Annotated in this window: 13 protein-coding genes; 7 read left to right on the top strand and 6 right to left on the bottom strand. The window is 61.3% G+C overall.

Features of this window, described 5'->3' with window-relative positions; all coding sequences use genetic code 11:
• Positions 1 to 3: 3 nt before the first annotated feature.
• Positions 4 to 945 carry an AEC family transporter gene (locus K1567_RS11925; protein ID WP_034095889.1) on the top strand — a complete coding sequence of 314 codons (942 nt, stop codon included), beginning with the start codon at positions 4 to 6 and terminating at the stop codon, positions 943 to 945.
• Here the strand turns inward: K1567_RS11925 and K1567_RS11920 are convergent.
• The 6 genes from K1567_RS11920 to gatC all read right to left on the bottom strand — a co-directional run bounded on the left by K1567_RS11920 (position 942) and on the right by gatC (position 6,175).
• Positions 942 to 1,322, bottom strand: coding sequence for a carboxymuconolactone decarboxylase family protein (locus K1567_RS11920; RefSeq protein ID WP_169867981.1), 381 nt, complete (start codon positions 1,320 to 1,322; stop codon positions 942 to 944). The two genes, K1567_RS11925 and K1567_RS11920, sit on opposite strands and share 4 nt — an antisense overlap.
• Positions 1,319 to 2,365, bottom strand: coding sequence for a calcium/sodium antiporter (locus tag K1567_RS11915; RefSeq protein WP_040267246.1), 1,047 nt, complete (start codon positions 2,363 to 2,365; stop codon positions 1,319 to 1,321). Before K1567_RS11915 ends, K1567_RS11920 begins: the two co-directional genes overlap by 4 nt.
• A 67-nt stretch (positions 2,366 to 2,432) precedes the next feature.
• A complete protein-coding gene (locus tag K1567_RS11910) occupies positions 2,433 to 2,804 on the bottom strand; it encodes a septal ring lytic transglycosylase RlpA family protein (protein WP_169867982.1) in 372 nt (123 codons plus the stop codon).
• Positions 2,805 to 2,963: 159 nt separating this feature from the next.
• Complete coding sequence (gene gatB / locus K1567_RS11905; protein WP_034095893.1) at positions 2,964 to 4,409, bottom strand: Asp-tRNA(Asn)/Glu-tRNA(Gln) amidotransferase subunit GatB; 1,446 nt, start codon at positions 4,407 to 4,409, stop codon at positions 2,964 to 2,966.
• Positions 4,410 to 4,419: 10 nt separating this feature from the next.
• Positions 4,420 to 5,871, bottom strand: coding sequence for an Asp-tRNA(Asn)/Glu-tRNA(Gln) amidotransferase subunit GatA (gatA, locus tag K1567_RS11900; protein WP_034095894.1), 1,452 nt, complete (start codon positions 5,869 to 5,871; stop codon positions 4,420 to 4,422).
• A gap of 16 nt (positions 5,872 to 5,887) precedes the next feature.
• The gene (gene gatC, locus K1567_RS11895) at positions 5,888 to 6,175 is read right to left on the bottom strand and encodes an Asp-tRNA(Asn)/Glu-tRNA(Gln) amidotransferase subunit GatC (protein ID WP_003171764.1); all 288 of its coding nucleotides are present in this window, start codon (positions 6,173 to 6,175) and stop codon (positions 5,888 to 5,890) included.
• Between the two features lie 210 nt (positions 6,176 to 6,385).
• Here gatC and mreB point away from each other — a divergent pair, with 210 nt between their 5' ends.
• The 6 genes from mreB to K1567_RS11865 all read left to right on the top strand — a co-directional run bounded on the left by mreB (position 6,386) and on the right by K1567_RS11865 (position 15,232).
• The gene (gene mreB / locus K1567_RS11890) at positions 6,386 to 7,423 is read left to right on the top strand and encodes a rod shape-determining protein MreB (protein WP_002555108.1); all 1,038 of its coding nucleotides are present in this window, start codon (positions 6,386 to 6,388) and stop codon (positions 7,421 to 7,423) included.
• A gap of 140 nt (positions 7,424 to 7,563) precedes the next feature.
• Complete coding sequence (gene mreC / locus K1567_RS11885) at positions 7,564 to 8,676, top strand: rod shape-determining protein MreC (protein ID WP_080758674.1); 1,113 nt, start codon at positions 7,564 to 7,566, stop codon at positions 8,674 to 8,676.
• Positions 8,676 to 9,164, top strand: coding sequence for a rod shape-determining protein MreD (gene mreD, locus K1567_RS11880; RefSeq protein ID WP_034095896.1), 489 nt, complete (start codon positions 8,676 to 8,678; stop codon positions 9,162 to 9,164). The genes mreC and mreD overlap by 1 nt, the downstream gene beginning before the upstream one ends.
• Before the next feature lie 51 nt (positions 9,165 to 9,215).
• Positions 9,216 to 9,812, top strand: coding sequence for a nucleoside triphosphate pyrophosphatase (locus K1567_RS11875; protein WP_034095897.1), 597 nt, complete (start codon positions 9,216 to 9,218; stop codon positions 9,810 to 9,812).
• Positions 9,813 to 9,882: 70 nt separating this feature from the next.
• Complete coding sequence (gene rng / locus K1567_RS11870) at positions 9,883 to 11,340, top strand: ribonuclease G (RefSeq protein WP_010213134.1); 1,458 nt, start codon at positions 9,883 to 9,885, stop codon at positions 11,338 to 11,340.
• A 76-nt stretch (positions 11,341 to 11,416) separates the two neighbouring features.
• Positions 11,417 to 15,232 carry a YhdP family protein gene (locus K1567_RS11865; RefSeq protein WP_220698519.1) on the top strand — a complete coding sequence of 1,272 codons (3,816 nt, stop codon included), beginning with the start codon at positions 11,417 to 11,419 and terminating at the stop codon, positions 15,230 to 15,232.
• The last annotated feature ends 23 nt before the right edge of the window (positions 15,233 to 15,255 follow it).

The raw sequence follows: 15,255 nt of genomic DNA, 5'->3' as shown, positions 1-15,255 counted from the left end.
GGCATGCTGGCTATCTTCCTCACCACCCTCACGATCACCGCGCCGGTGTTTGCCATGCTGTTTCTGGGAGTGCTGCTCAAGCGCATCAACTGGATCAACGACAACTTTATCCACACTGCATCGTCCCTGGTGTTCAACGTCACCATGCCGGCGCTGTTGTTCCTTGGCATCCTGCATGCCGACCTGCACTCGGCGCTCAAGCCGGGCCTGCTGATCTACTTTTGCGTCGCCACGCTGGTGAGCTTTGCCCTGGCTTGGGGGTGGGCGATCTTTCGTTGCCCCAAGGAAGATCGCGGCATCTACGCCCAAGGCGCGTTTCGCGGTAATAACGGCGTGATCGGCCTGGCACTGGCGGCGAGCATGTATGGCGACTATGGCATCTCCCTCGGCGCAATCCTCGCGGCGTTGGTGATCCTGTTTTACAACACGCTGTCGACCATCGTGCTGGCGGTGTACAGCCCAGTGATCAAGTCCGACCCGTGGAGCATCTTCAAAAGCGTGGTCGCCAACCCGCTGATCATCAGCGTGATCACGGCCGCGCCGTTCGCTTACTTTCAGATCGGTTTACCGGGTTGGCTGGAAAAGTCTGCGCAGTACCTGGCGGACACCACCTTGCCACTGGCCTTGATCTGCATCGGCGGCACCTTGTCCCTGGCGGCGCTGCGCAAGAGTGGCAGCATGGCGTTGAGCGCGAGCCTGATGAAAATGATCTGGCTGCCGCTGCTCGCCACGCTCGGCGCCTGGCTGCTGGGCTTTCGTGGGGCGGAACTGGGGATTCTGTTCTTGTACTTCGGTGCGCCGACCGCAGCTGCCAGCTTTGTGATGGCCCGGGCGGCCGAGGGCAATCATGAGCTGGCGGCGGCGATTATCGTGATCACCACGCTGATGGCGGCGGTGACCACGAATATCGGTATTTTCGTGTTGCAGGCCGGGGGCTGGATCTAGGCGTCTTTCTGGTAGCTGTCGATCACTTCCTGCGCCGCTCGAAACGCATCGATGGCGGCCGGCACCCCGGCGTACACCGCGCAGTGCAACAGCGCCTCGCGGATCTCTTCTACGCTACAGCCATTGTTCAACGCACCACGGACGTGGCCTTTGAGTTCTTGCGGGCACTTGAGCGCGGTCAGGGCGGCGAGGGTGATCAGGCTGCGGGTCTTGAGGGGCAAACCGTCGCGGTTCCACACGGCGCCCCAGGCGTGTTCGTTAACGAAGTCCTGCAGCGGCTGGGTGAAGTCCGTGGCGTTGCCCAGTGCGCGGTCGACAAACGCGTCGCCCATCACCTGGCGACGCATCTGAACCCCAGGTGTTTTCTGCTCGGTCATGACGATTCCCTCTTGTGTTGGCGGCGCCAGGCTCGCAGCGTGCTGAACAACAGAAACGCCACCAGCACTGGCAGGATGTAATACACCATCAAGTGTTCAAGTTTGTTGGCCAGGGGCATGCCGGTGGTGAACGACATCACATGCAGCCCATACGCCAGGTACAAGCCCAGCAGCACCAAACCTTCGGCACGGGTCACGCGGTAGCCGGTATAGAACACCGGCAGGCACAGCACCACTACGCCGAGCATCACCGGCAAATCGAAAACCAGCGCGTTGGGCGAGACCGACAGCGGCGACGGCGCCAGCACGGCTGTCAGGCCTAGCACACCCAGCAGATTGAACAGATTGCTGCCGATCACGTTGCCCACGGCGATTTCCCGCTGCCCACGCAGGGCGGCGATCAGGGAAGTGGCCATGCACGGCAGCGAAGTGCCGACGCCGATCAGCGTCAGGCCGATGATGCGTTCCGACAGGCCCAGGTCGCTCGCCACATCCACCGCCGCACCGAGCAACACGTGCCCGGCCAGCACCAGCACCAGCAAACCGCCGAACATCAGCAGCACGCTGCTCAGCCACGGTGCCTGGGCCACGGTGTCGAGGGTGCGCGGCCGCCGTGAGTGGCGGGTCTGGTAGTGCAGCACACCGAGGTAGGCGATCAGCGCCACCAGCAGCAGCGCGCCATCGACCGGCGTGAGTTCCTCGTTGGCGGCCAGGGTAAATACCAGCAGCCCGGCGAGGATCATCACCGGAATATCCAGGCGTACCAGTTGTCGCGAAACGCGCAGCGGGATGATCAGCGCAGAAAGGCCCAGGGTCACCAGGATGTTGAAGATGCTGCTGCCGATCACACTGCCCACGGCAATGTCGGTATTGCCGGCCAAGGTGGCTTGCAGGCTGACCGTCATCTGCGGTGCGCTGCTGCCGAAGGCGACGATCGTCAGGCCGATGATCAATGGCCGCACCTTGAGGCTGGCGGCCAGGCGCACCGCGGCGCGTACCAGAATTTCGGCGCCGACGATCAGCAGCAACAGGCCACTGATCAATTCCAGCAGGCTCCAGGGGGAGAGGGCGGTTAATCCGAAAATGGCCAGGGCTCCTTTGCGTTGTGGTTCAGTTGCTCAGGGCCTGCACGCGAACCCGTGCGGTGCCGCTGCTCAGCATGCCCAGTTGCTCGGCTGCCTTGCGTGAGAGGTCGATCAGTCGCCCACGGGTATGCGGGCCGCGATCATTGATGCGCACCACCACGGAGCGGTCGTTGTTCAGGTTGGTCACCTTGACCTGGGTGCCGAAAGGCAGTTGCCGATGGGCGGCGGTCAGGACGTTCTGGTTGAAGGGTTCACCGCTGGCGGTCTTCTTGCCGTGGTGTCTGGCGCCGTAATAGGAAGCGGTGCCAGTTTCGTCGTAGCCGTTGGGGTCGATGATGCCGCTGGCGCAACCGCCTAAAAGAGAGAACAGGGCCAGGAGGCCGAGTAGACGCTTCATTTCCACGTTACCCCATTACAAATGTGGGAGGGGGCTTGCCCCCCGATAGCTGAGTGTCAGCCGCCACTGGGTTGACTGAATCACCGCTATCGGGGGCAAGCCCCCTCCCACAGGGAGTCCGAGTTAAGCGTGAAGTCTCACTCGAACCATTCATCGTTGTCAGCCTTCGAGCTTGCTTTTGAGCAGTTCGTTCACCTGTTGCGGGTTGGCCTTGCCCTTGGAGGCTTTCATGGCCTGGCCGACAAAGAAGCCGAACATCTTGCCGCGCTTGGCTTCGTCCGCCGCACGGTACTGCTCGACCTGCTCGGCATTGGCCGCCAGCATTTCATCGAGAACGGCCGAGATGGCGCCGCTGTCGGTGACTTGCTTGAGGCCGCGCTTTTCGATGATCTCATCGGCACTGCCTTCGCCGCTGGCCATGGCTTCGAACACGGTCTTGGCGATTTTGCCGGAGATGGTGTTGTCCTTGATGCGCAGCAGCATGCCGCCCAGTTGCTCGGCGGTGACCGGTGCTTCGTCGATTTCCAGGCCCTGCTTGTTCAACAGACTGCCCAGCTCGACCATCACCCAGTTGGCCGCCAGTTTGGCGTCGCCGGCAATGCTCACGACTTTTTCGAAGTAGTTCGCTTGCTCGCGGCTGGAGGCCAGCACGCTGGCGTCATAGACCGACAGGCCGAACTGCGCCTGGAAGCGCTCGCGTTTTTGCTGCGGCAATTCCGGCAGGGTGGCGCGGATGTCATTGAGGAACGAGTCCTCCAGCACCACCGGCAACAGGTCCGGGTCGGGGAAGTAACGGTAGTCGTTGGCTTCCTCTTTGCTGCGCATGGCGCGGGTTTCGTCTTTGTTCGGGTCGTACAGACGCGTCTGCTGGATGACCTTGCCGCCGTCTTCGATCAGTTCGATCTGACGACGCACTTCGCTGTTGATCGCTTTCTCGATGAAGCGGAACGAGTTGACGTTCTTGATCTCGCAGCGGGTGCCGAACTCGACCTGGCCCTTTGGCCGAATCGACACGTTGCAGTCGCAACGCAGCGAGCCTTCGGCCATGTTGCCGTCGCAGATGCCCAGGTAGCGCACCAGGGCGTGGATGGTCTTGACGTAGGCCACGGCTTCCTTGGCGCTGCGCATGTCCGGCTCGGAGACGATTTCCAGCAGCGGCGTACCGGCGCGGTTCAGGTCGATACCAGTGGCGCCGGGGAATTCCTCGTGCAGGCTTTTGCCGGCGTCTTCCTCAAGGTGCGCGCGGGTCACGCCGACACGTTTGATGGTGCCGTCTTCCAGCGGGATATCCAGGTGGCCCTTGCCGACGATCGGCAACTCCATCTGGCTGATCTGGTAGCCCTTGGGCAGGTCCGGGTAGAAGTAGTTCTTGCGCGCAAATACGTTGTGCTGGCCGATTTCGGCGTCAATCGCCAGGCCGAACATCACTGCCATGCGCACCGCTTCTTCGTTCAGCACCGGCAACACGCCGGGCATGCCCAGGTCCACCAGGCTGGCCTGGGTGTTGGGCTCGGCACCGAAAGTGGTGGCGCTACCGGAGAAAATCTTCGATTGGGTGGCGAGCTGGGTATGAATCTCCAGCCCGATCACGACTTCCCATTGCATAGTGTTCTCCTCAGAAGCCGGTAGGGGTGCGAGTGTGCCAGTCAGTCTGCAACTGGTACTGGTGCGCCACATTGAGCAGGCGGCCTTCCTGGAAATACGGGGCGAGCAATTGCACGCCTACCGGCAGACCGTCGACGAAACCGGCCGGCATGGACAAGCCTGGCAAGCCCGCGAGGTTGGCGGTGATGGTGTAGAGGTCTTCCAGGTACTCGGCGATCGGGTCGCCGGTCTTGGCGCCGATCTTCCAGGCCGGGTTCGGCGTGGTCGGGCCGAGGATCACGTCGACTTCTTCGAAGGCGGCCATGAAGTCGTTCTTGATCAAACGACGGATTTTCTGCGCCTTGAGGTAGTACGCGTCGTAGTAGCCGGCCGACAGGGCATAGGCGCCGACCATGATGCGGCGCTGCACTTCGGCACCGAAGCCTTCGCCACGGGAGCGTTTGTACAGGTCGGTCAGATCCTTTGGGTTCTCGCAGCGATAGCCGAAGCGCACGCCGTCGAAACGCGACAGGTTGGAGGAGGCTTCCGCGGGCGCGATCACATAGTAGGCAGGAATGGCGTGCTGGTTGTTCGGCAGGCTGATTTCCTTGATCACGGCGCCGAGTTTTTCCAGCTCCTTGATGCTGTTGTTTACCAGCTCGGCGATGCGCGGGTCGAGGCCGGCGCTGAAGTATTCCTTCGGCACGCCGATGCGCAGGCCCTTGATCGAAGTGTTGAGGCTGGCGCTGTAGTCCGGCACCGGTTCATTGATGCTGGTGGAGTCCTGCGGGTCGAAGCCGGCCATGCCTTGCAGCAACAGCGCACAGTCTTCGGCGGTGCGTGCCAGCGGGCCGCCCTGATCGAGGCTGGAGGCGTAAGCGATCATGCCCCAGCGGGAAACGCGACCGTAGGTGGGCTTCAAACCGGTGAGGTTGGTGAACGCCGCCGGCTGGCGAATCGAGCCACCGGTGTCGGTGGCGGTGGCGGCCGGCAGGAAACGTGCGGCAACGGCGGCTGCCGAACCGCCGGAGGAGCCGCCCGGTACATGTTCGAGGTTCCACGGGTTTTTTACCGCGCCGAAGTAGCTGGACTCGTTGGCCGACCCCATGGCGAATTCGTCCATGTTGGTCTTGCCCAGGGTCACGGCCCCGGCTGTCGCCAGCTTGGACACCACGGTGGCGTCATAAGGCGCCTTGAAGTTGTCGAGCATCTTCGAGCCGCAGCTGGTGCGAATGCCCTGGGTGCAGAACAGGTCTTTGTGGGCGATCGGGGCGCCCAGCAGTACGCCGGTCTCACCGCTTGCGCGACGGGTGTCGGCGGCCTTGGCCTGGCTGAGGGCCAGTTCTTCGGTGAGGCTGATGAAGCTGTTGACCTTGGGGTCCAGCTCGGCGATACGCGCCAGCAGGGTCTTGGTCAGCTCTTCGGAGGAAAACTTTTTATCGGCGAGACCGCGGGCGATCTCGGCCAGAGTCATGTGATGCATGAAAGGCTCTTTCCCTTTAGTCGATGACTTTCGGAACCAGGTACAGGCCGTTTTCGACCGCTGGCGCGATGGACTGGTAGGCCTCGCGATTATTGCGCTCGGTCACCACGTCTGCGCGCAGGCGCTGGCTGGCTTCCAGCGGGTGAGCCAGGGGCTCGATGCCGTCGGTGTTTACGGCCTGCATTTGGTCAACCAGCCCGAGAATGCTGTTCAGGGCTGCGGTGGTCTGTGGAAGATCGGCTTCATTCAGGCCAAGCGAGGCCAGATGAGCGATTTTTTCCACGTCGGAGCGTTCAAGCGCCATGGGAATCTCCTGTGGAAAACAGAACGGAGGCTGTCCGTGTGTTAGATTGTCGGAACACTACCGCATTTCTACGGTCTTACGGCCGCGATTGTGGGGGTTGGTGCATAGAAAGTCGGCCAATTTAGCACATTGGCGCCTTGCCCAAAATCCCTGTCGTTGTTAGAGTTTGCCGCACTTTTTTACCCACGCGTTGCCTAGGGTCCCTTTCCCATGTTCAAGAAACTGCGTGGCATGTTTTCCAGCGATCTTTCCATTGACCTGGGCACTGCCAACACCCTTATTTACGTGCGCGAGCGCGGTATCGTTCTGAATGAGCCATCGGTTGTGGCCATTCGGACCCATGGTAATCAGAAAAGTGTCGTTGCCGTCGGCACCGAGGCCAAGCGCATGCTCGGCCGGACACCCGGCAATATTGCCGCCATTCGTCCGATGAAGGACGGCGTGATCGCCGACTTCAGTGTCTGCGAAAAGATGCTGCAGTACTTCATCAACAAAGTTCACGAAAACAGTTTTTTGCAGCCCAGCCCTCGTGTGCTGATCTGTGTGCCTTGCAAGTCCACCCAGGTGGAGCGTCGTGCCATCCGTGAATCGGCCCTCGGCGCCGGTGCCCGCGAAGTGTTCCTGATCGAAGAGCCTATGGCTGCCGCCATCGGTGCCGGCCTGCCGGTTGAGGAAGCGCGCGGTTCGATGGTGGTGGATATCGGTGGTGGTACTACCGAAATCGCCCTGATTTCGCTGAACGGTGTGGTGTACGCCGAATCCGTCCGCGTGGGCGGCGACCGTTTCGACGAAGCGATCATCACCTATGTGCGTCGTAACTACGGCAGCCTGATCGGCGAATCCACCGCCGAGCGCATCAAGCAGGAAATCGGTACGGCCTACCCGGGCGGCGAAGTGCGTGAAGTCGATGTTCGCGGTCGCAACCTGGCCGAAGGTGTTCCTCGTGCCTTTACCCTGAACTCCAATGAAGTGCTGGAAGCTCTGCAAGAGTCCCTGGCTACCATCGTTCAGGCGGTGAAAAGCGCCCTGGAGCAATCGCCGCCGGAATTGGCGTCCGATATCGCCGAGCGCGGCCTGGTCCTGACGGGTGGTGGCGCTTTGCTGCGCGACCTCGACAAGTTGCTGGCCCAGGAAACCGGCCTGCCGGTGATCGTTGCCGAAGACCCGCTGACCTGCGTTGCCCGGGGCGGTGGTCGTGCACTGGAAATGATGGATAAACACACCATGGACCTGCTCTCCAGCGAATAAGACATTGCTGGTTTGCCCATGCGTCGCCCGCAGGCAGCACTTTGCAGTGCTGCCTGTTGGCGTTTATCTTCTTCAATCTGCATCCAGGCCGGTTTGATGCCGTATGAATAAAGAGAATATTTGCCTGGGAGGAGCGGCCTATTAAACCGCTTTTCGCCAAAGGCCCCTCATTGGGCGTGCGCTTATTGGTGCTGGTCGTGCTTTCGGTCGCGCTGATGGTGGTGGATGCGCGCTTCGCACTGCTTAAGCCGGTGCGCAGTCAGATGTCGCTGGTGTTGATGCAGACTTACTGGATCACCGACCTGCCGCAGCGTCTCTACCAAGGCGTGGCCAGCCAATTCGGCAGTCGCACCGAGCTGGTCGCCGAGAACGAAAAACTCAAGACTGAAAACCTGCTATTGCAGGGGCGCATGCAAAAGCTCGCGGCCCTGACCGAGCAGAACGTTCGGCTGCGCGAGTTGCTCAATTCTTCTGCGCTGGTCAACGAAAAGGTCGAAGTGGCCGAGTTGATCGGCATGGACCCCAACCCCTTTACCCATCGCATCATCATCAACAAGGGTGAGCGCGACGGCGTGGTCCTGGGCCAGCCGGTGCTGGACGCGCGTGGCCTGATGGGCCAGGTGGTGGAGCTGATGCCCTACACCTCGCGGGTACTGTTGCTGACGGACACCACCCACAGCATCCCTGTGCAGGTCAACCGTAACGGGCTGCGCGCGATTGCCAGCGGCACCGGCAACCCCGAGCGTCTGGAGCTGCGTCATGTGGCCGATACCGCCGACATCAAGGAAGGCGACCTGCTGGTCAGTTCCGGCCTGGGTCAGCGCTTTCCGGCGGGTTACCCGGTGGCGACGGTCAAGGAAGTGATCCACGATTCCGGCCAGCCCTTCGCCATCGTGCGCGCCGTGCCTACCGCTGCCTTGAATCGCAGTCGCTATCTGTTGCTGGTATTCAGCGATAACCGCACCCCGGAAGAGCGCGCCAATGAAGCTGCGCAGGCTCAGGAAGCGGAAGACAAAAAGAACGGCACTGCGCCGATTATTCCCGCGACCGTGCCCAAGCCCGCTCCGGCAAGCCCAGTGACTCCAGCAGCAGCCCCGGCAGCGACTGCCCCTGTGGCCACGCCGGCCAAGCCTGCGGCCCATAGCGCGCATCCAGTCAAACCCGCCGCTACTAAGCCGCCAGCAACCACGGCGCCTGCCGCCAAGCCTCCTGCGGTTGCGGCGCCGGCCACCACGCGGCAGAGAGAGGAATAATGGCCAGTACCCATTCGCGAAATGGCTGGATCGTCTGGCTAAGCTTTGCCATCGGCTTGCTACTCAGCGTGTCACCGCTGCCTCAGTTCATGGAGATCCTGCGTCCGCTCTGGCTGGCGTTGTTGCTGGCGTTCTGGTCCCTGAACCTGCCGCATAAAGTCGGCATGGTCACCGCCATGTTCCTGGGCTTGGCGGAGGACGTACTCTATGGCACCTTGCTGGGCCAGAACGCGTTGATCCTGACCCTTATTACGTTCCTGGTGTTGTCGTTGCAGCAGCGTCTGCGCATGTTTCCGATGTGGCAGCAATGCCTGGTGATTCTGGTGATTTTCGGCCTGGCGCAGTTGGTGCAGCTGTGGCTCAGTGCCCTCACCGGTAACCGTCAGCCAACCCTGGCGCTGGTATTGCCCGCGCTGGTCAGTGCCTTACTGTGGCCGTGGATCAGCTTCGGTCTGCGTGGGTTATGTCGTCGCTACAAGATCAATTGAACGGATTGCGAGGCTCTGCCTGGTTATCGAACCCTACAGGGAGAGTCTGCAATGAATACCCTTTATCTGGCCTCCGGTTCTCCCCGGCGGCGTGAACTGCTGACTCAGATCGGTGTGCCTTTCACCGTCGTCAGTGCCGCTATCGATGAAACTCCTCTTGCCAATGAATCCGCTGTTGCCTACGTCGAACGTCTCGCGCGCGGCAAGGCCATGGCCGGTTTCGCCGCGCTTGGGCAAGCCTCGGCGGCCTGTGTGTTGGGCGCCGATACCGCTGTGATCGTGGATGGCCTGATCCTCGGCAAACCCGTGGATCAGGCCGACGCTTTGGCCATGTTGATGGCCTTAGCAGGGCGTGAACATGAGGTTCTGACCGCGATTGCTCTGACTGACGGCCAGCGTTGTGAAACGCAATGTGTCAGCAGCCTGGTACGTTTTCGCGCAATTAGCGTGGAGGAGGCGACCGCCTATTGGCGCAGTGGCGAGCCCCAGGACAAGGCGGGCGGCTATGCTATTCAAGGGCTTGGCTCGGTTTTCGTTACCGGGCTCAACGGCAGTTATTCCGCCGTGGTTGGCCTGCCGGTGTGCGAAACCGCACAACTGCTCGCGCAATTCGGCATACCCTGTTGGCAAAACCTTACCGTGCGCTGAATGCCTGACTCCAGCGCCCAGCCTTAAGCGATCGGTCACTATTGTGAAAACGCCTGAACGAGACCCAGCCATGAGTGAAGAGATTCTGATCAATATCACGCCGATGGAATCGCGCGTGGCGGTGGTAGAGAACGGTGTTCTGCAAGAAGTGCACGTCGAGCGTACTCAGAAACGCGGGATCGTAGGCAATATCTACAAAGGCAAAGTCGTGCGGGTATTGCCGGGGATGCAGGCGGCATTCGTCGACATCGGCCTGGACCGTGCCGCGTTCATCCATGCCTCGGAGATCTCGCTGCGCGAGGGCCCGGCGGTCGAAAGCATCAGTGCCCTGGTGCACGAAGGGCAGAGCCTGGTGGTGCAAGTCACCAAGGACCCCATCGGCTCCAAAGGCGCACGCCTGACCACGCAACTGTCGATTCCGTCGCGCTACCTGGTATATATGCCGCGTACCGCGCATGTCGGCATATCCCTGAAGATCGAAGACGAAGCCGAGCGCGAGCGCCTGAAAAAAGTGGTCAGCGACTGCGTGGCCGCCGAGGGCATCAAGGAAGCAGGTGGTTTTATCCTGCGCACCGCCGCCGAAGGGGCCGGCGCTGACGAGATCCTCATGGACATCCGTTATCTGCGGCGGTTGTGGGACCAGATCGGCGCACAGATCAAGACTATCGGCGCGCCCAGCGTGATCTATGAAGACTTGGGCCTGGCCCTGCGTACTCTGCGCGATTTGGTCAGCCCAAAAATTGAGAAGATTCGCATCGACTCGCGGGAAACCTTCCAGCGCACCACGCAATTCGTTGCAGAGCTGATGCCGGAAATCGCTGACCGTCTGGAACACTACCCCGGTGAACGGCCGATTTTCGACCTGTATGGCGTCGAGGACGAAATCCAGAAAGCCTTGGAGCGCAAGGTGCCGCTCAAGTCCGGCGGCTATCTGGTGGTGGACCCGGCGGAGGCCATGACTACCATCGACGTCAACACCGGTGCGTTCGTCGGCCATCGCAACCTTGAAGAAACCATTTTCAAGACCAACCTCGAAGCGGCCACGGCTATCGCCCGCCAACTGCGCCTGCGCAACCTGGGCGGCATCATCATCATCGACTTCATCGACATGGAAGATGAAGAGCATCAACGCCAGGTGTTGCGCACCCTCGAAAAACAGCTGGAACGCGATCACGCCAAGACCAATATCATCGGCATCACCGAGCTGGGTTTGGTGCAGATGACCCGCAAGCGCACCCGTGAGAGCCTGGAACAAGTGCTGTGCGAACCGTGCAGCAGTTGCCAAGGACGTGGAAAGCTGAAAACCCCGGAAACGGTTTGCTATGAGATTTTCCGGGAAATCTTACGAGAGGCGCGGGCTTACCAGGCCGAAGGTTATAGAGTGCTTGCCAATCAAAAAGTGGTCGACCGTTTGCTGGATGAAGAGTCCGGTAACGTCGCCGAACTTGAGGGGTTTATCGGTCGCACGATTCGCTTTCAGGTCGAAACCATGTATTCCCAGGAACAATACGACGTGGTGCTGCTCTGATTCCGCAATCGCTTCTTTTTAATGAGACCGGCGGCACTGACCTGCCGCCCGACTACTGCCTTGAGGGTCGCCTGACATGGAGCGTCTGACACGCTTTTTTGCCGCCTTGACCCGTTGGGGCCTGGGCTTGTGCGCCTTGCTGCTGGTGTTGGCGGCGGTTTACGTAAGCCTTGGACGTGAATTGACCCCGCTGGTGGCCGAGTATCGTGCCGAGGTCCAGGCCAAGGCGGAGGCCGCGCTAGGCATGCCCATGCACATCGGCAGCCTTGAAGGCCGCTGGAGCGGCTTCGCGCCCGTGCTGCTCGCCCATGACGTGATGGTGGGCGAGGGCAGCAGTGCCTTGCGCCTGGATCAGGTTGAAGTGGTGCCGGATATCTGGGCCAGCCTGACCGCCCGTGAAGTGCGCATCGCCCACCTGCAGCTCAGCGGGCTGCAACTGAGTGCCAAGGAAGACAAGGACGGCCGCTGGGCCTTGCAGGGCTTGCCGTTACAGGACGATCAGCCCCTCGACCCGCAGCAACTGCTTACCCGCATGCAGATGGTCAAGCGTGTGTCGCTGCTCGACAGCCAGGTAACCTTGCAGCCGTTCGATCAGCCGCCGCTGACCCTGACTTACGTGGGACTGAGCCTACACACCGGCATGACCCGCCAGCGTCTCGACGCGCGCCTGACCCTGCCCGACGGCCAGCCGCTGGCCATGAGCCTGCGCAGCCGCATCCGCGCCAGCCAATGGAGGGATGCCGAGATCCAGGCGTACCTGAGTCTGCCTCAGAGCGACTGGGCCAAGTGGATTCCGGCTCGGCTGACGCAGCAGTGGAAACTCACGCAATTGAAGGCCGGTGGCGAGTTCTGGCTGAACTGGGGCAACGGCACCGTGCAAAGCGCCGTGGCGCGCCTCAATTCGCCTCAGGTCAAAGGCAGCTACGCCGAGCGCAAGCCGGTACATATCGAAAACCTTGCCCTTACCGCGTATCTGCAACGCAGCGAGACAGGCCTCAAAGTACTGTTCGATTCGCTGGCGATGAGCCTGGGGGAAACCCGCTGGGAATCGCGCCTGCAATTGCAGCAGACCTTGGCCACCGATAAGGACCAGGAAGTCTGGAAACTACAGGCCGATCGGCTGGACCTGACCCCCATTACCCCGTTGCTCAACGCGCTGGCGCCGCTGCCGGAGGGTTTCGCCAAAACCGTCGAGCATCTCAAGGCGACGGGCTTGCTGCGTAATGTGCTGGTGGACTTCCGCCCCCAGGACAGCACCGATGAAAAAGTCAGTTTCGCCGCCAACCTCGAACGCGTGGGTTTCGATGCCTATTTCGGCGCGCCGGCCGCGCGCAATGTATCCGGCAGCATCAGCGGGAACCTGGGCCATGGCGAGCTACGCATGGACAGCAAGGATTTTTCCCTGCACCTGGACCCGATTTTCGCCAAGCCCTGGCAATACATTCAGGCCAATGCGCGCCTCACGTGGACCTTGGACAAGCAAGGCTTCACCCTGATTGCGCCTTACATCAAGGTGCTGGGGGAGGAAGGCAAGATCGCCGCCGACTTCCTGATCCGCCTGCATTTCGACCACAGCCAGGAAGACTACATGGACCTGCGCGTCGGCCTGGTGGACGGTGATGGACGCTTTACCCCCAAATACCTGCCGGCGGTGTTGAGCCCGGCCCTGGATGAATGGCTGCGCACGGCGATTCTCAAGGGGGCGGTGGACGAAGGCTTCTTCCAGTACCAAGGCTCGCTGAACCACGATGCGGTGCGAGCGGCGCGCAATATCAGCCTGTTTTTCAAAGTGCATGACGCCGAGCTGGCCTTCCAGCCGGGCTGGCCTCATGTGAGCAAGGTCGATGGTGAGGTGTTCGTCGAGGAGAGCGGCGTGCGCATTCTGGCCAGCAAGGGCCAGTTGCTCGACACTCAGGTCAAGGACATCTACGTCAACATTCCCCACGCTCCGGCGGGCAAAGACAGCCACCTGCTGCTCACCGGCAATTTCGCCGGCGGCCTGGGCGACGGTTTGAAAATCCTGCAAGAGGCCCCGATCGGCACGGCGTCGACATTCGCCGGCTGGAAGGGCGAGGGCGATCTGCAAGGTAAGCTCGACCTGGACATCCCCCTGGCCAAAGGCACCGAGCCCAAGATCGTGGTGGATTTCCAGACCGATAAGGCCCGCCTGCAGTTGGCCGAGCCAACCCTGGACCTGACGCAGCTCAAGGGCGATTTCCGTTTCGACAGCGCCAAGGGGCTCAGTGGCCAGAACATCTCCGCCCAGGTGTTCGAGCGACCGGTCACGGCGCAGATCTTCGCCGATGGCAAACCGGGCAATATCAGCACCCGCGTGGTTGCTAAGGGCCAGGTCACGGTCAAGCGGCTGACCGACTGGTTGAAAATCACTCAGCCGTTGCCCGTGTCCGGCGATATCCCCTACCAGTTGCAACTCAATCTGGACGGAGCCGACAGCCAACTGATGGTCAGTTCCAACCTCAAAGGGGTGGCGGTGGATTTGCCGGCACCGTTCGGCATGCCGGCCAGTCAGGGGCGTGACAGCACATTCCGCATGACCTTGCAGGGCGCCGAGCGGCGTTACTGGTTCGACTACGGCGAGCTGGCGAATTTCACCTTCGCTGCGCCGCCGGACAAATTCAATGAGGGCCGCGGTGAGCTGTTCCTCGGTGACGGTGACGCGGTGCTGCCGGGTAGCAAGGGGTTACGGGTTCGTGGCGTGCTCTCGGAGCTGGATATCGACCCTTGGAAAAAACTGGTTAATCAGTACGCCGGCAACGATCCTGGCGGCAGCGCCAAGCAACTGCTGAGCAGTGCCGATTTCAAAATCGGCAAGCTTACCGGCCTGGGCACCCAGTTCGATCAGGTCAGTTTGCAATTGGACCGCAAGCCCGCAGCCTGGGCCATGCAGCTCGACAGCCAGCAGGCCAAGGGCCGCGTGAGCCTGCCGGACGCCAAGGGCGCGCCGATTGTGGTCGACCTGCAGTACGTAAAACTGCCGGCCGTGGATCCGACCGTCCAGGCGGATGAAAATGCGCCGGACCCGTTGGCGAGCGTCGATCCCAAGGATATTCCGGCGCTGGATATCAGCATCGATCAGTTGTTCCAGGGGCCTGACCTGATAGGGGCCTGGTCGCTGAAGATCCGGCCTACCGCCAAAGGCTTGGCCTTCAACAATCTGGATCTGGGCCTCAAGGGCATGCAGCTCAAAGGGGCAGGTGGTTGGGAAGGGGCGCCGGGCGATAGCAGCAGTTGGTACAAAGGTCGCCTGGACGGCAAAAACATTGCCGACGTGCTCAAGGGCTGGGGCTTTGCACCAACCGTGACCAGCGAGGACTTCCATCTGGATGTAGACGGTCGCTGGCCGGGCTCGCCGGCCTGGGTGGGGCCGAAACGCTTCTCCGGCAGCCTGGACGCTGCATTCCGCAAAGGCCAGTTCGTCGAAGTGGAAGGCGGAGCTCAGGCCCTGCGGGTGTTTGGCCTGCTCAACTTCAACTCCATCGGCCGTCGACTGCGTCTGGACTTCTCCGACCTGCTCGGCAAGGGATTGAGCTATGACCGCGTCAAAGGCCTGCTGGCGGCCAGCAATGGAGTATTCGTCACCCGTGAGCCGATCACCCTGACTGGGCCGTCGAGTAACCTGGAACTCAATGGCACGCTGGACCTGGTAGCCGATCGCGTCGATGCGAAGCTGCTGGTGACGTTACCGGTCACCAATAACCTTCCGATTGCCGCATTGATTGTCGGTGCGCCAGCGGTTGGCGGTGCCCTGTTCCTGATCGACAAGCTGATCGGCGACCGTGTGTCACGTTTCGCCAGCGTGCAATACAAGGTGGAAGGGCCCTGGAAGGACCCCAAAATCACCTTTGACAAGCCATTCGAAAAACCAAACTGAGTGCCTGCGCGGTAGCATGGGGG

Source organism: Pseudomonas sp. S5F11 (genome assembly GCF_019641515.1).
Taxonomy (GTDB): domain Bacteria; phylum Pseudomonadota; class Gammaproteobacteria; order Pseudomonadales; family Pseudomonadaceae; genus Aquipseudomonas; species Aquipseudomonas rhodesiae.
Note: the sequence above shows the minus strand (reverse complement) of the source record. Positions and strands in the feature narration are given on the sequence as shown.

Bases quoted from the DNA above. Each gene is read 5' to 3' on its own strand.
- K1567_RS11925 (WP_034095889.1), top strand. From the start codon at position 4: ATGCTGGCTATCTTCCTCACCACCCTCACGATCACCGCGCCGGTGTTT.
- K1567_RS11920 (WP_169867981.1), bottom strand. From the start codon at position 1,322: ATGACCGAGCAGAAAACACCTGGGGTTCAGATGCGTCGCCAGGTGATG.
- K1567_RS11910 (WP_169867982.1), bottom strand. From the start codon at position 2,804: ATGAAGCGTCTACTCGGCCTCCTGGCCCTGTTCTCTCTTTTAGGCGGT.
- gatB (WP_034095893.1), bottom strand. From the start codon at position 4,409: ATGCAATGGGAAGTCGTGATCGGGCTGGAGATTCATACCCAGCTCGCC.
- gatA (WP_034095894.1), bottom strand. From the start codon at position 5,871: ATGCATCACATGACTCTGGCCGAGATCGCCCGCGGTCTCGCCGATAAA.
- gatC (WP_003171764.1), bottom strand. From the start codon at position 6,175: ATGGCGCTTGAACGCTCCGACGTGGAAAAAATCGCTCATCTGGCCTCG.
- mreB (WP_002555108.1), top strand. From the start codon at position 6,386: ATGTTCAAGAAACTGCGTGGCATGTTTTCCAGCGATCTTTCCATTGAC.
- mreD (WP_034095896.1), top strand. From the start codon at position 8,676: ATGGCCAGTACCCATTCGCGAAATGGCTGGATCGTCTGGCTAAGCTTT.
- K1567_RS11875 (WP_034095897.1), top strand. From the start codon at position 9,216: ATGAATACCCTTTATCTGGCCTCCGGTTCTCCCCGGCGGCGTGAACTG.
- rng (WP_010213134.1), top strand. From the start codon at position 9,883: ATGAGTGAAGAGATTCTGATCAATATCACGCCGATGGAATCGCGCGTG.
- K1567_RS11865 (WP_220698519.1), top strand. From the start codon at position 11,417: ATGGAGCGTCTGACACGCTTTTTTGCCGCCTTGACCCGTTGGGGCCTG.